Origin of the sequence: Prevotella heparinolytica (assembly GCF_004342845.1) — a bacterium.
Classification (GTDB): Bacteria; Bacteroidota; Bacteroidia; order Bacteroidales; family Bacteroidaceae; genus Bacteroides; species Bacteroides heparinolyticus.
Window position 1 is genome coordinate 1 of the sequence record NZ_SLXB01000042.1, and the last position, 14,083, is coordinate 14,083.

Sequence of the window (14,083 nt, forward strand, 5' to 3'; positions counted from 1 at the left end):
ACAATGAACCAGACAATCGACATCAGCAAGCTGTCGGCCGCCGAGCGTGCCGAGCTGGCCCGCCAACTGGGCGAGGCCGAAGTGAGAGAACAGCGTGAGCGCAAGGACGCTTACGAGGGTATCAAGGTGCAATTCCTCCAGGACGTCAAGGCGCGCCTGATGCGCCACGTGCAGGACTGCCGCGACTTCAAGGAGTGGCTGCGCGGCGAGGCCGAGGCCTACATGAAGGTGCTGCACCAGTACGGACAACTGAAGCGCGACGACCAGCTGGGCTTCTCCGTCAAGGACGGCGACTTCAAGGTGCAGATGAAAGGCAGCCGGGTGAAACGCTTCGACGAGCGTGCCGACGTGGCCGAGAAACGCCTCGTAGACTTCCTCAACGCATGGATAGCCCGCACGGACGACGGACGACGGAACCCCATGTACAAGCTGGCCATGGGCATGATACAGCGCAATGAGGCGGGCGACCTCGACTACAAGTCCATCTCCCAACTCTACGAGCTGGAGGCCGACTTCAACGATGCGGAATACAGCTCCATCATGCAGCTCTTCAAGGAGAGCCACTGCGTGGAGGGCACGGCCATCCAGTTCTACTTCGAGACGAAAGACAAGTATAACCGCTGGACGAAGGTGGAACCGTCGTTCAACAAGATGTAAGACGATGAAAGTGTATCATAAATCGGTTCGGCCGAACGACAAGCCGGAATGGTTGCTGAACGTGCAGCTGGCGGTGGACGGGCTGGCCGGCGTGATGACGCTGCAGGGCGACGACCGCGACTTCCGCAACCTGAAGGCTTTCATCGACGCGGAAATCGAGGTGCAGCGCTCGCGAGGCAATATCCGCGCCGGGCGGGTGGAGACGGAACTGCGCACGGACGACGGGCGCACGGTGATAATGGTGTTCCGCGACGGGAACCTTTTGCAAACCTATTATATCGGATAGAATCTTATGAGCAAACGACAAAACGGGGTGCTGATAACCGCACCCCTATTCGGAACAGGCCGCGAGACGCTGGGCGAATTCCCCGGCTACTCCTGCGGCTACTGCCAGGGGAACGGGTGGTTCTTGGACGCGGAGGTGATAACCGAGCGTGTCAAGACACCCTGCCCCAAGTGCGGCGGCACGGGACGCGTGAAAGGCATCGTAACGGTGGAGTGGGTGCCCGACGGCGAGGTGAAGCCCTGCCTCAGGGAGGAGGACTGACACCATGCGGCGCATACCCGTGAAATACATCGTGCAGATAGACAACTTCCGCCTGTCGGAATTCATCTTCTACTGGGTCTACTACGGGCAGCCCTGCTCCCTGCTTCTGCAGCAGCCCCGGACGGAGGGGCTCACCGCCGTCCGCCTTGTGGTGGACAGCGACGAAGCCGCCACCTTCCTGCTGCGGGCAAAGGAGAAGACGGGGTGCAGGCTGTATACGGTGGATTAGTTTACCTTTTTGCCCCGAAAATTGATTATCAGATGTTTACTTTGGTAATACAGGATATCATCTCCGCCATTTGGTGGAATCGGTGAAAATCAGGCTTTTATGCCGGCTGTTGCAGAAACAAGGCATTGCCTGTCCCGGTGTGGCTTGGCCGCCTGTCCGGGAACAAAAAAACTCTTTGATAAACCTCCTTACAACCCCGATAAACAGGGAGTTTCATTTGCTTTTATCCCTGTTTTTCGGTAACTTTAGAGAGTAAAAAGCAGAAAAATATTCAGCAAGCGTGCTTGGATATTAAAAAAGATTTCGCATCTTTGCGACGCTAAAGTTTTTTAATCCAGTGACGGAGTAATCTGTCCGATGCGTCGCATGTGGGCTTTTTTTATGCCCTTGTGCGAACCATACATACGTATGGCGGCGTCTAACCCCGTGCATAGGTTGTAATGGCCTATGCAAGTCACTGGTAAGAACTTTAGCAGCGGGAAGTGGATGCCGTTCTTTTTTCTATCCACGCGCTAAAATTCTTATCAATTATGAAACAAAAGACAATCCGGCAGCTTCACAGCAGCCGGAAGAATGCGATGCTTCGCGCTCGCAACCGTGATCAAATCCGCTCATACTTCGAGCAAGTCCTTAACCTCCGCAACAGTGGCGAAGCCTTCCCCGTCGATTTGGATGAGGTATGGCCGTTGGTTTATTCCCGTAAAGACAACGCCGTAAAAGTGTTGGAACGAAAATTCGTCAAAGAAGAAGAATTTGACGTGCAAATATCTAATAATCAAAGATTCCGCCAAAAAGCGGAATCTAAAGTCGGTGGAGATTTCAGGACTGTAAAATATAAATTATCCGTGGAATGTATGGAATATCTTATAGCCCGTGAAGATACTGCTATATTCGCCGTTTATCGTGAAGTGTTTCATATATTCTCGAAGTCTCTATCCCCCATCGCCGGCGTTTTCCCGGTGCTGTATCAGGGCAAGGTTTATTACCCTTATACCCCGTTGCTGAAGGCCGTCGGCTACAGCACCCGCAGCGGCAGCGTTCAAAGCCGCAGGCGGCAATACCCGCAGCAGTTCGTGAAGTATGCCGACCGCAACTGGATAACGCCCGACATGGCCAACCTGCTGGTGCGCCGGCACGAGGCGCTGGTGTTGCAGCAGGAGCTGAAGAAGGCGCAGCCGATGTTGCCGTTCAAGGAAGAAACCGTTGGGGAAGCGGACTTCTCCCGGCGATATTGATAACCGGACAGGTAAGGAGGTTTATCATGGAAAATGAAACGAGAGAAAGAAGAGATCATGTGACGTTTGACAAAGACGGCTTCACGATAAGGATTTATTCGGCAATGCCCGTGGAAGACTGGTCGGATACCGTCCGTGCCCTATTGAGAGTGCTGAGTGCCCAGAACCCCGAACTGGCATCGGCGCATGAAACCCTGTACTGTGTATACAACTTGCTGGAGGCCTTGCTTCCCGAGTGGGAAACGATAAGGAAAATGAATGTGTGACATGGAAGCGGCCGCCCATGGCCGGGATACATGAAAGAAAGCCGCCTGCGGAGCTGTTCCGCAGGCGGCTTTTGCCTTTTCAGTGTCGTTTGTTTTGCCGCGGCGTGGAAACCGGTCATTCTCCCGGTTCGCCCAGCAGGCGGACGATGGCCTCGTGCTGCAACGGTGTCAGCGCCCGTTGTCGCGGGCGGAAGTGCAGCTCCTCGAGCCGCCGCTTCAGTTCCGTGTTCAGCCCTATCCACCGGCGCAACTGCGTGCCCGCGCTGCGGGGCGTGCTCCGGGGGAAGTAGGCTTGCGCCAGGTCGCTCATGTAGATTGCTTTCATTCCTGTCAGATTTTTTTCTTAACCTCTAATCTCTAATCTCTAACCTCTAACGTCCGTCATCTACCCCAGCGGGTTCTCCCCTTGGCCTCCCGGAGTGTCGCCGCCCGGCTCGGGGCTTTCACCCTGCGGTTTCCCGTCTTTCTTTTTCTTCTCCTGCTCGAAGGGTATCCACTCGATGTCGTCGGCCACGATGGCGCGCGTCACCCGCTTGGCTCCCTGCGGACGGGTGAACTCGGGCACGAAGCGCACGCGCACGCCTTGGATGAGTTTGGCGCCCACTTCTTCGGGCTTCTCGGTGGTCAGGCTGCGGGCGGTGTAGCGGAACGTGCCCAGGCCCTCGAGCTGCACGCTGCGTCCTTGCGCCATGTAGTCGGCCATCACCCCTGCCAGGTCCATGAGCACGGCGTAGACGTCCGAGCGGGTGACGGTGCATTGCTTCGACAGGCGCTCGGCGATGACCTTCGTGCCCACGGGCGCGCCTTTCACCACCGCCTGGGCGTAATACTTCTTCGCTTTTTTCAGATAAGTTTTCTTGTAGAACATAATACTGTGTTTTGTTTAGATTCATGTCCCCCGAAACGGTTGTGCACGGAGTGGCGGTTCGAGGGGCACAGACCGCCGCTCCGAGGGGCACGGGGTGGCGGTCTGTCGTCGCCGCCCTTCCGCCGTGCGCCTTGCAAAGGTGCCCAAAACACGCCCCGCCGTGTGGGCAAGCGTGTTTTAGCGTGCCGATTTTTGAATTATTGTGCGTTTATCGCTACCTTTGCGTTGACAGACAAGGGTTTTCAGGTCAAATTAAAACAAGGCGCATGGCACGTGGAAGGAACAAGTCGCTCATTTCCCTTCGGGACGAGAAGCTGCTCCGCCGGTATTACTACTGGACGGAGGTGCAGCGCCTGCGCTTCGACGACGCCCTGAAGATACTCTCGCGCGACGAGTTCTTCCTCTCCGAGGATCGCATCATGGCCATTATCCGCGCCAACTGCCACAAGCTGGACGACATCGACGTGCGCCCCGTGCCCAAGGTGCGCAAGCCCCGCCTCTCGGCCTCGCAGCTCTCGCTTTTCACCGGCGACTGACCACGCCGGGCGTGTCGGCCACCGCCAGCTCATACTCCGTTTCGTACACCTTTATGCCTCCCGGCAGGCTGTAGTCGCGGCTCTTGCGGCGCACCAGCGCGCCGCAACCGAACAGCGGCTTCCTGCCCTGCAGCAGCCGGTGCAGCCGTGTGCGCATCTGCTGGCGGCGTGCGGTCTCCTCCTCGGTTCCGCTGCCGTAGTGCGTGTCGTGATAGCAGTCCACGGCCAGCCGGGTGATGACGGTAGCCTTCCCGCGCTGATCTCCTGCCGCCAGTTCCGTCCATGCCACCTCGGGCACGGCCAGCAGCACGCAGGGAAACGTCACCGGGTAGTGGTCTTCCTGCGTCTCCAGCTGCCCATAGTCCTCGTCCGTCAGTCTCAGTTCGGGCATGCCCTCGGCAATGACCCGTTGTAATACGTTGAATAACTTTTCCATATCTTTTTTCTAATGTCTTAGGTCTGATATCCAATATCTTCATCTATCCAACACCTTCCTCGTCTCCTCTATGATTTTCTCCGCAATCCGTTCGCCAAGTTCCCGGCTTTGGCCGATGAACCGCCGTTGCGGTATGTAGGCCCTGATGTCGAGCTTCGCCTTGCGTGTCAGCGCCAGCTTCTTCCACCTGACAGCGTCGGCCGGCACGTCGGCCCCTTTCTTTCCCCCTCCGCCCGCCTCGAAGAACTTGGCCCAGGCGAAGCGGCGCATGCGGGGTGTCACAGTGGGATGCGTCTCGATGGTTCCTCCCTCGTTGTGTATACGGGAGTAGGGCAGGTCGCTGACGATGGTGACGCGTGCCTGCCCCGGCACGTCGCGCACGCTGCGCATCAGGTGTGTGCGTCCGCTCAGCAAGGGGCCGTAGCGCGAGGCGGCCGATTTCCCTCCGGACTGCTGCCTGCGGGTAGCCGGCCAGGGCGTGAGTCCTCCGTCCACGAATCCCCCCTTGCGGAAGTTGTCCTGAAAATGCCGCTTGGCGATTGCCCCCACCTTGACGGGCAGGATGTCGTTATAGAGCCGTTCCAGTTCTTTCTCCTTCTGCCTGGCGTATTGATGGAATTCCTCGATGGTCATAAAAAAACAGTTCAATTTATTGTTTGTTAATTAAATAGTCGTATCTTTGCGGTACACCTTCAGGCCTATGCCGGATTGTATTTCCGGCCGTGGCCCGGGTGTAAAGGCCGGCTTTCTGATTCAGGCCGCGGATTGCAGTTCCGCGGAACCCTTGTCAGGAGGTCGGTTTTTCTATGATATCCAATATCCTCGGACTGTCCGATATGCTATGAATCTCCACCCGTCCGGGTTTCAACTCGCGCGCGATAATCCACGACTTGTCCCCCAGTATCTTCACCTCGAACAGATGCGCCTTTACGGAAGGGTCATGCTTATCCTTTCCGTAGCCCATGTATTTGGCTTTCTTCATCACATCGCCCATGTGCAGCAGCAGTTCGTTCTTATGCGCATAATGCTCGTGCGGCTGGTTGAGCCATTCTTTAATGCCCCGCCCGGTGATGCGGATGTCTTTTTTAAACCGCTTGTTTGCGAATACCTCTTCTTTCAGCGGTGCGGCCGCTTTCTTTATCTCCTTTGTCCGCGCGGCATAGCTTTTCGGCTCGTCGTGCTTCGGCTCCACCTTGACGCTTGCCTTGTCGGGGAACTTCTCCCTGATGAACTTCTCCACCGCCTTTTTCGCCCCCTTATAGGCATGCGCCACGTATGGGTGTGTGTCGCTGAAGAGCTTCGCGTCCGTGCCCGGGTTGTTGTCCAGTCCCGGCGCGGGCTTGTTCTGCGGGGTGGTTTTCGGAATCTCGTGCCCCGGCGTGGGGTCGTCGTCCGTGGCCTCGAGCGAGCAGTGGCAGTTCCAGCGGTCGCCCGGGCGGTGCGCACTCCAGAAGGGATGATCCACGGGCAGGGTCAGCCCGATGCTCCAGAACTCGCGGTGCACGATGTCGGGCTTGACGCTGGTGGTGGGCAGCCACCGCAGGTTGGGCAGGATGTGGGCCTGCTCCATGTACCTGCGCCAGTCCGCCGCCTGATGGGCACGGATGACGGCGGTGTCGTATTCGGTGCGCAGCCACCGCTCCACCTGATGGTCGAGCATGGGGCGCACGTCCTCGGCAAAGCGCTCGAACGGCTTCAATTGCCCGTCCTCATCCATCAGTTGCGCGGCGATATCGTTCTGCAGGCGGTGCACCTTGAACGCGGAGAACACGGCGGCGTTGTGGCGCAGCTCGTTGTAGAAGTCCTCGTTCGCCGCCCCCGGTGTGGGTTTGCCGTAGCCCTCGTCTATGGCGCGTCCGAAGGTGGCGAAGGTCTCATCGAAAAGATGCTCTTCAATATCCGTGGTCGGGGAAAAGTCCTGCCTGTAAACAGTCTTTAAAGCCTGTTTAAGCACCTCTTGATCGAAAGTGAAGCCTTGTGCCGCCTCACCCCTGAAAGCGGCGCACGAGGGACAGGCACCGTTGTAGTACAGATTCTCCACTACCAGCCTAAAGCCCCCTCGCCTCGGGGGGCTTGGCCGAAAAAACGTTTCAGGGCCTTGAACATTCCTTTCGCCTTGTCTTCCTCCGGGTCGTCCGGTTTCTCCGGCTTGCCCCCTCCGGAGACGGGCATAGGTGCGGGCTGAACAGTCTCCCGGCGTTCCTGTTTCCGCCGCTCGTAGTCGGACGGCTTGCGGAACCCCGTCTCCTCGTACAGCTGCTCCTCGTCGAGCGGTAACCCCAACGCGTCCATCTTCGAGGCGATGTCCATGCGCTGGTTCAGGTCTATGTCCTTGGGCTCCTTGAAGAGGAACTCCCCGCCCGAGGTGTCGATGCCCATGGCGGAGAAGATGTCCGTCATCTCGTAGTTCAGCAGGTCGAGCAGGTACTTGCGGTCGGCCAGCGCCAGCCTGTCCTCCACCTTGCGGTGCACCGTCCCGAGTGCCTGCGTGCCCTTGTCGGAGGCTTCGGTGGTCAGGGTGTTGCCCAGTATGAGCTTGGATATCTCGGCGTTGCACCGCTCCGTCAGCCGGTCGTACAGGTCGGCGCTGGCCGTCTTGTTACTGCTTTCCACGAACTTCATATCGCTTTCCCTGGGATGCACGTACACGCCCGCCCCTCCCTCGTTATACGCGTCGTTGAGTATCTGCGCGCGGGCTTCGGGGTCGTTGGCATCATAAAGATACTCGCGCACGGGCATGCCGAACACCTCGGAGAACTGCGCCCAGTCGGCCAGCGTGTTGCGCTTGTACACCACGTAGGGAGCGGCCTGCGCCAGCAGCCCGAGTTCGGTGCGGCTGCCGACGAACAGCAGGTCGTCATACTCCGTCCAGGGCTCGCCGGAGATGTCCGTCTGGTGGCGGAATATCTCCTCGCGCACGGGGTCGACATGCTTGCGCGGCACGAGGAAATAGTCCGGCCACTGTCCGTCGCGGTGGAACTGCACGAGCGTGAATCCCCAGAACAGGGCGTCCATGGCATCGTTGCGGAAGCGGTAGAACCATGGAGAGCGCAGCATCTCGCACATCTCCTTGTCGGGCACCCCGCCCCGGTGGAACTCCACGGGCGTGCAGAGCACGGCACTCTTGCGCTTGTTGATGACGGCCGTCAGGTGCGCGTCCATCAGGATGTCGGCGTATAGGTCGTACAGTTTGACCCGCCGGCAGAAGTCCGGGTTCTCGGCGGCGTTGATGGCCGACACGACGGTGTCGATGTCTATGCCGAAGCGTTTGGGCTGCATCAGCACGATGGTGCGGGGCGCTTTCTGCCCCGGCAGCGGACGAAGGCCGCCCGCGGTGATCCGCCGGCCGGTCTTCCTGTATGTATTCTTTTTCATTTGCTTTATAGTTTAAAAGTGATTCCTTCGTTTGGGATTGCTTCTCATTTGAAAGGGCGAGTTTCCGCTCCGCCCGGGCTCGGGCAGGCCAGGTGCCCCGTCGATGAGCACGTTGCCCCGCTGCACGCCCTTCATCCATTCCACCGCGCGGTCGTAACGATCCTTGCGCACCTGCGACATCTTCTGCGGGTTGTGGATGCTGAACAGGTGGTAGGCGGCGATGTCGAGGGCCATCATCAGCACCACCGGGTTGCGGCCGGTGCCGGTGGCGGCGAACAGGCGGTCGCAGTCATAACGGGCGGAGAGGTATCCCCGCATCTCGCCCACGGCGCGGTCGGCGCAAATCTCCGGCAGGGCCTTGTCCTCGCGTGTCAGCGCGTCGAGAATGTCGCGGTGCATCGTGGCGTCATAGTCTTTCAATTCGATAAATCGGTTCATGGATATGTCTGTTTTAATGTTACATCCGGTACTTGTTCTTTCCCCGCAACGCTTTCCGGGTGATGACGGCGGCGGGCTGCGACTTCAGCAGTTTGTTGTCGAGGATGCGGTTTGCCCCCTCTACGCAGTCGGGGCCGTCGGCGGGGAACTTCAGGCGCAGGGTGAAGAGCTTGAACTGGTCGGCCAGCCGCTGCATGTGCGGGTTCTTCTCTTCCTGCTCGTTGAACACCAGGTCGCCCTCCCTGTTCAGCGGTTCAAGGTTGGCCTCTATACGCGTGGCCTTGTCCGTCTTCTTCTCGGTGTCCGGCAGGATGTTAAGGCTCACGCCCCGCTCTTCCCTGGCCTTGCGCACCAGCGGCAGGAACACCTGCCGGAAGAACGGGTCCTGCAGCTTGTTGTTCTCCATGTAGCAGTAGACGTTGGTTTTTCCGCCCACGTAGGCCAGCAGGCGTATGTACCAGTCGATGAACCCGGCGTTCAGCCCCCGGTCGAGGAATCCCTTGATGACGTAAAGCGTTCCGCCCAGCTTCCCACAGAGCCAGCAGGCCTTCATGCTGGAATCCTTGCTCTTGTTCTCGCCCGGCGAGGGGTCGCCGTATATCACGAGGAAAGGGAACTTGTGCAGAGGGGGAATCTTGCCGTAGGTTATGTCGGTAAATATCTCTCCCTCACTGATGGGGTTGTTGAAGTATTCCTTCTGTGCCGCCACGGTCGTTACCTTGCGTATGGCCCGGTCGATATCCTCCTCTGTGTTCTTCTGCGGCCATGAGGAGCGTCCCTCCTCGTCCCGGATATTCACGATGTCCCAGTGGTCGGCCACGGCTCCGGCACGAGTGATGCAGCAATCCTTGGCGATGATGTTTCCGCAGAACACCACGAGCGTGGGGCGTGCCGGGTCGCGCGTGAAGTAGAGGGCGTCTTCCCACCACCGCCAGTTCTTGTCCACGGTGTCCGGGTTGCGGCAACCCTCGTCGGTGTCGAAGTCGTCCACCAGCAGCGTGTCCGGCCGTACCTCCTCGTTACGCGCGCCGCGCGGCGCGTTTCCCGCTCCCACGGCGAGGAACGACACGCCCATCTTCAGGATGAACTCGGAGTCTTTCCACGAGCCTGCCTGCACCTGGTTGCCGTAATAGGCGCGCAGCCGCCCGTTCTTCTCCAAATGTGTCCTGTAGGGTTTCAGCAGGCGGATGGCGGCATCCTGCGTGGCGCTCGCCATGATGATATTCCGCTTCCGGCCTGTAAAGACAAGATAAAGTACAATGAACATCACGATGGTACTTTTTGCGAGGCTTCGCACCCATGACAGCACCTCGTACCACTCGTCGTTCTCTGTACAGCGTGCAATCGCTTTCTTCTGGAAATCGGCAAACTCGTACTTCGCCGCTTTGGGGAAGAAGAACCTGATCCATTCGAGGGGGTGCTTCTCAAGGTACGCCTTGTGCTTTTCCAACTCGCCCCGGCTCAGGCTCACCTCCACGGGCGTGTCGCGGAAGATGTCCTCCCGGAACACCTCCCACTTGGCCAGATGTTCTTTGTCTGCCGCTTTCATAGGCTGTCCTTGATGAATGCGTCCCACAACGCGGTGAACTCTTTGGCCCGTTCGAGGTCTACGGGGCGCAGCCACTCGATGAAGCGCATGCCCACGCTGATGATGTCGGACAGCCCTACGTCGTTCTCCATCTTCTTGATGGCGGCCGCCAGTTTCCCGAGCGTGTCGGCCTCGGCCGGGCTGGCAAACCGCTTGCCGGCTTCCCGCTCCCCGATTACCTTGTTTATTTCGGCCACCTGCCTGTGCAGGTTGGCTATCTGCTCCTCTCGGGTCAGGGTGATGCCCACCTTCCGCTCCTCCCATTTCTCGGCTTTAATCCACCGGGAAACGGTCTGCCGGGTCACGTTCACCTTCTCGGCAATCTCCTGCATCGTCAGGTTCTCTTTCAGGTAGAGCATGCCCGCGTAATCTTTCTTCTGCTGTGTCGTCAATTCTGCCATAGCGTCTCTTTTTTTATGCAAAATTGGCGTTATATCGGGGGAAAGTCAACACCCCCGAAACAGCATGGCACCACAACTTTGTATCATCGCCTTATAAAGTTTCATCATGTCCCATACATCTTGACACGCTACGTATGACACCCTAATTTTGCCGGAAAAAAGCGAAAGACACATGGGTAGATTTTTCAACATGATACCGGGCAGGGAAACCGCCTGCATCCTCCTGTACGGGGAGATAGGCGAGTACGACCGGGTGAACAGCGGCGACATAGCCCGCGAGCTGATAGAGGCCGAGTCCGGCGGCCGGAAGATAGACGTGCGCATCAACAGCGTGGGCGGTGACGTGTTCACAGGCCTGGCCATCTTCAACGCGTTCAGGCAGAGCGCGGCGGACATCACCATCTATATCGACGGCGTGGCCGCCTCCATGGGCAGCGTGATTGCCGCCTGCGGAAAGCCGGTGAAGATGAGCCGCTACGCCCGTCTGATGATACATGCCCCTTCGGGCGGCTCGTACGGCAACGCCCGTGAAATGGCGTCGGTCATGTCGATGCTCCGAAGCCTCGAAGAGACGTTGTGCGACATCTACGCCGGGCGTTGCGGCAAGGACAGGGAAACCATCCGGTCGGAGTGGTTTGACGGCATGGATCATTGGTTCACGGCCGAGGAGGCACTGTCGTTGGGGCTTATCGACGAAATCTACGATGCCGCCCCCGTGCCTGCCGACAGCACGCCCGAACAAATCTACAGGATATTCAATAACCGGCTGAACAAGCCACAAAACCACACAGATATGAATTTGGAAGAATTGAGAAAACGTCCGTCGTTCAAGGATTGCGCGACCGACGAAGACGCGCTCCGGCACATCGACCACCTGGATCAGGAAGCCGGGAAGGTATCCTCCCTGACCGAGGAACGCGACCGGCTGAAAACCGAGAACGAGGAGTATGCCCGTAAGGAGGCGGAAGCCCGGGAAGCGGAAATGGAGCAGATGCTGGACGACGCCGAGGAAGACGGGCGTCTTACCTCGGCAATGCGCGCCACCTACAAGGCCTTGATGAAGGCCGACCGCGTGAACGGCGAAGCCGCCCTGAAAGCGTTGAAACCGAAGAAACTCGTGGCGAACAGCTTGCAGACACCTCCGCAGGGGGACGGCGGGAGCGCGTGGGACGCCCGGATGGAAGAGATCAGAAACCGAAACAAAAACAAATAAAGAGTTATGGCAATAGTTATCAAGAACACCAATTACAGCGGCGAGGTGCTGGAGAAACTCCTGACACTGGCCGCCACCGGCAATGAGCTGGTAGAGAAAGGCCTTATCCACATCGAGCCGGGTGTGAGCGACAAGTTCAGCATTCCCCGCCTGAAAGGTGGAAAGATGCTCCAGAAGCGCAAGGAGATGCCCACCGACGAAGACGGCAAGGGTAACTTCGACTACAGCGAGGTGACCCTGGAACCGAAGGACTTCATGGCTTTCACCACGTTCAACCCCCGGAGCTTCGAGAAGATCTGGCGCAAGTGGCAGCCCAAGGGCAACCTCGTGTTCGCCGAGCTTCCGGCCGAGGCGCAGAACGCCCTGCTGAACGAACTGGCCAAGTGCGTCAAGTTCGAGCTTGGCGGGCACTTCATTAACGGCGTGTACGCCGAAACGGGAGACGACAAACTGTTTAACGGCATCGTCGTCCGGATCATGAGCAATAATGAACGCATCACCGTCACCTCTTCCCAGTCGACCATGATCGGCCGCCTGAAAGACTTGAAGGAGAAGATCCCCGTGACCATGCGCAGCAACCCCGGATTGCGTATACTCATGTCCGTCGCGGACTTCGACCGGTACGACGATGAACTGACTGCACAGCCCAACAAGGGAGCGAACTACACGGACATGAACGTGGAGCGCTTCAAGGGCATCCGCATCGAGCCGTTGGCCAACTGGCCGAGCGACCTGATCGTGGCCACCATCTGCGGACAGGACTACGACACCAACCTTTGGGGCGCCGTGAACCTGCAGGACGACATGGACGTGATCCAGATTGACAAGCTGACCAACGCCGGCGAACGTTACTTCTTCAAGATGCTGATGAAGGCCGACACCAACGTGGCTTTCGGCGAGGAGTGCGTGGTGCTGGATAAACGCGGTGCGGCAGCCGAGCCGTCCATTATGGCAGAGCCGCAGGAACTGGTATTCCCGGCCGAAGGCGGTACACAGATAGCCGTTGTGACTGCAACAGGTGATTATACCCTCGGCGAGGCCCCTTCCGGATTCACGGTTGAAAAGACTGAGTTCGGTGTCCGCGTGACGACGGAGGCCAACGCTACGGAAACCGACAAGACGGGTACGCTTACCCTCACCCTTGCCGGAAGCGGTTCGAAGAAAGCCGTCATCGAATTGTTCCAGGCCAACGGTAAGTAGTCATGAGCCGGGGCCTTAGAAATAACAATCCCCTGAACATCCGCCTGTCGCGCACGCCGTGGCAGGGGGAGGTTCGCCCCTCGCAGGACAAAGCTTTCTGCCGGTTCCGTTCCCCGGCCTACGGATACCGGGCCGCCCTGAAGCTGCTGCGCAGCTACTCGCTGGTGCATGGATGCCACACGGTGCGCACCATCATCAGCCGGTGGGCACCGCCCTCGGAGAACGACACGAAAGGTTATATCTGCACCGTGTGCAAGCTCACCGGACTGGATGCCGACCGTCGCATCGATGTGGACGACCGCCGCACGATGTGCAGCCTGGCAGCTGCGATGAGCCGGGTTGAGAACGGTGTACCGGCAGTGACGGCGGACGTGGAGAAGGGATGGGATTTAGTGATTAACGGTTAGCGATAAATGATTAGCCATGACAACGGAATTGATAACGCAGATTCTCCAGTGGCTCTTGCCCAGCGGCTTTATCGGTTCGTTGTGGGTATGGCTCAGACACCGGGAGAATCGAAAAGTGCTCGCCGCCAAAGAGCGTAACGACACTTATAAAGAGATGTATGACAATTTGTCGGATACCATAATCGATCTGCAAAATGAGAATATCAAGCTGTATAAGGCGGTGCGTGAACTTAACAGCACCATTCAGAGGGCTTCTACCTGCAAGTATTATATTGATTGCCCTATCCGCAACGAGCTGCAGAAGTCCGGGACGATTGGCGCGGAGCGAACGCAGCGCAGACAGTCTGCAAAGCGCAAGACGATTCGTGCGCCTGCGAGAACCGGTACCGCCGGGCATGGCGAAGACTGCCTTTCCGACGGACTTGCTGAAGGTGATACCGGTGGGGACGGGATTCAGTAGGCGCAGCGGACGGGCCACGGTGAACGTGACACGCATATCCCCGGACAGCCTGGAGGTGACCGCCACCTGCGACAGCCTTGCCCGGGAAGTGATGATACTGAACGAGGAGCTGACCCGCATCCGCAGCGGGACTGAACGACAGGAAAAAGAACTGCCGCCGAAGGTGGTAAGAGAACCCACCGGGTGGCAGTGGTTCCAGATATGGACAGGACGGATTGCCGTTTTCG

The 14,083-nt window shown here is 58.4% G+C and carries 22 protein-coding genes; 12 read left to right on the top strand and 10 right to left on the bottom strand.

Going from position 1 to position 14,083, the window contains the following annotated elements; genetic code table 11:
* The 4 genes from EV202_RS14370 to EV202_RS14385 all read left to right on the top strand — a co-directional run.
* Positions 1 to 657 (top strand): DUF3164 family protein (locus tag EV202_RS14370; RefSeq protein ID WP_317127785.1); only part of this gene is annotated, 657 nt, incomplete at its 5' end.
* 4 nt (positions 658 to 661) lie between these two features.
* Positions 662 to 943, top strand: coding sequence for a hypothetical protein (locus EV202_RS14375; RefSeq protein WP_131927543.1), 282 nt, complete (start codon positions 662 to 664; stop codon positions 941 to 943).
* 6 nt (positions 944 to 949) lie between these two features.
* The gene (locus EV202_RS14380; RefSeq protein ID WP_131927544.1) at positions 950 to 1,204 is read left to right on the top strand and encodes a hypothetical protein; all 255 of its coding nucleotides are present in this window, start codon (positions 950 to 952) and stop codon (positions 1,202 to 1,204) included.
* A 19-nt stretch (positions 1,205 to 1,223) separates the two neighbouring features.
* The gene (locus EV202_RS14385; RefSeq protein WP_234878314.1) at positions 1,224 to 1,433 is read left to right on the top strand and encodes a hypothetical protein; all 210 of its coding nucleotides are present in this window, start codon (positions 1,224 to 1,226) and stop codon (positions 1,431 to 1,433) included.
* Positions 1,434 to 1,762: 329 nt separating this feature from the next.
* Here EV202_RS14385 and EV202_RS14390 read toward each other — a convergent pair whose 3' ends face one another.
* The gene (locus EV202_RS14390; protein WP_131927546.1) at positions 1,763 to 1,942 is read right to left on the bottom strand and encodes a hypothetical protein; all 180 of its coding nucleotides are present in this window, start codon (positions 1,940 to 1,942) and stop codon (positions 1,763 to 1,765) included.
* Between the two features lie 21 nt (positions 1,943 to 1,963).
* Here EV202_RS14390 and EV202_RS14395 point away from each other — a divergent pair, with 21 nt between their 5' ends.
* Positions 1,964 to 2,668, top strand: a complete 705-nt coding sequence (locus EV202_RS14395) for a hypothetical protein (protein WP_131927547.1) — start codon at positions 1,964 to 1,966, stop codon at positions 2,666 to 2,668.
* Between the two features lie 26 nt (positions 2,669 to 2,694).
* On the top strand, positions 2,695 to 2,934 hold the full coding sequence (locus tag EV202_RS14400; RefSeq protein WP_131927548.1) for a hypothetical protein: 240 nt from the start codon (positions 2,695 to 2,697) through the stop codon (positions 2,932 to 2,934).
* A gap of 115 nt (positions 2,935 to 3,049) precedes the next feature.
* On the opposite strand, the gene EV202_RS14405 is transcribed toward EV202_RS14400, so the two are convergent.
* Together EV202_RS14405 and EV202_RS14410 are read right to left on the bottom strand one after the other, a co-directional pair.
* Complete coding sequence (locus EV202_RS14405; protein ID WP_131927549.1) at positions 3,050 to 3,259, bottom strand: DUF4248 domain-containing protein; 210 nt, start codon at positions 3,257 to 3,259, stop codon at positions 3,050 to 3,052.
* A 60-nt stretch (positions 3,260 to 3,319) separates the two neighbouring features.
* Positions 3,320 to 3,802 carry an HU family DNA-binding protein gene (locus EV202_RS14410; RefSeq protein WP_131927550.1) on the bottom strand — a complete coding sequence of 161 codons (483 nt, stop codon included), beginning with the start codon at positions 3,800 to 3,802 and terminating at the stop codon, positions 3,320 to 3,322.
* Between the two features lie 266 nt (positions 3,803 to 4,068).
* Between EV202_RS14410 and EV202_RS14415 the strand changes: the two genes are divergently transcribed.
* The gene (locus EV202_RS14415; RefSeq protein WP_106042453.1) at positions 4,069 to 4,338 is read left to right on the top strand and encodes a transposase; all 270 of its coding nucleotides are present in this window, start codon (positions 4,069 to 4,071) and stop codon (positions 4,336 to 4,338) included.
* Here the strand turns inward: EV202_RS14415 and EV202_RS14420 are convergent.
* The 3 genes from EV202_RS14420 to EV202_RS14430 all read right to left on the bottom strand — a co-directional run bounded on the left by EV202_RS14420 (position 4,325) and on the right by EV202_RS14430 (position 6,491).
* Positions 4,325 to 4,774, bottom strand: a complete 450-nt coding sequence (locus EV202_RS14420; protein WP_131927551.1) for a hypothetical protein — start codon at positions 4,772 to 4,774, stop codon at positions 4,325 to 4,327. The two genes, EV202_RS14415 and EV202_RS14420, sit on opposite strands and share 14 nt — an antisense overlap.
* A gap of 39 nt (positions 4,775 to 4,813) precedes the next feature.
* On the bottom strand, positions 4,814 to 5,407 hold the full coding sequence (locus EV202_RS14425; protein WP_131927552.1) for a phage virion morphogenesis protein: 594 nt from the start codon (positions 5,405 to 5,407) through the stop codon (positions 4,814 to 4,816).
* Between the two features lie 154 nt (positions 5,408 to 5,561).
* Complete coding sequence (locus tag EV202_RS14430; protein ID WP_234878315.1) at positions 5,562 to 6,491, bottom strand: LPD3 domain-containing protein; 930 nt, start codon at positions 6,489 to 6,491, stop codon at positions 5,562 to 5,564.
* Between the two features lie 63 nt (positions 6,492 to 6,554).
* Here EV202_RS14430 and EV202_RS15340 point away from each other — a divergent pair, with 63 nt between their 5' ends.
* On the top strand, positions 6,555 to 6,713 hold the full coding sequence (locus tag EV202_RS15340) for a hypothetical protein (protein ID WP_234878316.1): 159 nt from the start codon (positions 6,555 to 6,557) through the stop codon (positions 6,711 to 6,713).
* Between the two features lie 101 nt (positions 6,714 to 6,814).
* Here EV202_RS15340 and EV202_RS14435 read toward each other — a convergent pair whose 3' ends face one another.
* Genes EV202_RS14435 through EV202_RS14450 form a run of 4 tightly spaced genes read right to left on the bottom strand, consistent with a single transcriptional unit; the run spans position 6,815 to position 10,576 of the window.
* Complete coding sequence (locus EV202_RS14435) at positions 6,815 to 8,149, bottom strand: phage portal protein family protein (RefSeq protein ID WP_131927553.1); 1,335 nt, start codon at positions 8,147 to 8,149, stop codon at positions 6,815 to 6,817.
* A 12-nt stretch (positions 8,150 to 8,161) separates the two neighbouring features.
* Positions 8,162 to 8,587, bottom strand: coding sequence for a phage protein Gp36 family protein (locus EV202_RS14440; protein ID WP_131927554.1), 426 nt, complete (start codon positions 8,585 to 8,587; stop codon positions 8,162 to 8,164).
* A 19-nt stretch (positions 8,588 to 8,606) separates the two neighbouring features.
* Entirely contained in the window at positions 8,607 to 10,136 is a 1,530-nt protein-coding gene (locus EV202_RS14445; RefSeq protein ID WP_131927555.1) for a hypothetical protein, read from the bottom strand.
* Positions 10,133 to 10,576: a helix-turn-helix domain-containing protein gene (locus tag EV202_RS14450; protein WP_131927556.1), complete on the bottom strand. Its 444-nt coding sequence runs from the start codon at positions 10,574 to 10,576 to the stop codon at positions 10,133 to 10,135. The genes EV202_RS14445 and EV202_RS14450 overlap by 4 nt, the downstream gene beginning before the upstream one ends.
* 172 nt (positions 10,577 to 10,748) lie before the next feature.
* Here EV202_RS14450 and EV202_RS14455 point away from each other — a divergent pair, with 172 nt between their 5' ends.
* The 4 genes from EV202_RS14455 to EV202_RS15345 all read left to right on the top strand — a co-directional run.
* Entirely contained in the window at positions 10,749 to 11,789 is a 1,041-nt protein-coding gene (locus EV202_RS14455) for a head maturation protease, ClpP-related (RefSeq protein WP_131927557.1), read from the top strand.
* A gap of 6 nt (positions 11,790 to 11,795) precedes the next feature.
* Entirely contained in the window at positions 11,796 to 12,989 is a 1,194-nt protein-coding gene (locus EV202_RS14460) for a BACON domain-containing protein (RefSeq protein WP_131927558.1), read from the top strand.
* A 2-nt stretch (positions 12,990 to 12,991) separates the two neighbouring features.
* Entirely contained in the window at positions 12,992 to 13,396 is a 405-nt protein-coding gene (locus tag EV202_RS14465) for a structural protein P5 (protein WP_131927559.1), read from the top strand.
* Between the two features lie 224 nt (positions 13,397 to 13,620).
* On the top strand, positions 13,621 to 14,083 hold a 463-nt coding region (locus tag EV202_RS15345; protein WP_234878317.1), incomplete at its 3' end, for a hypothetical protein.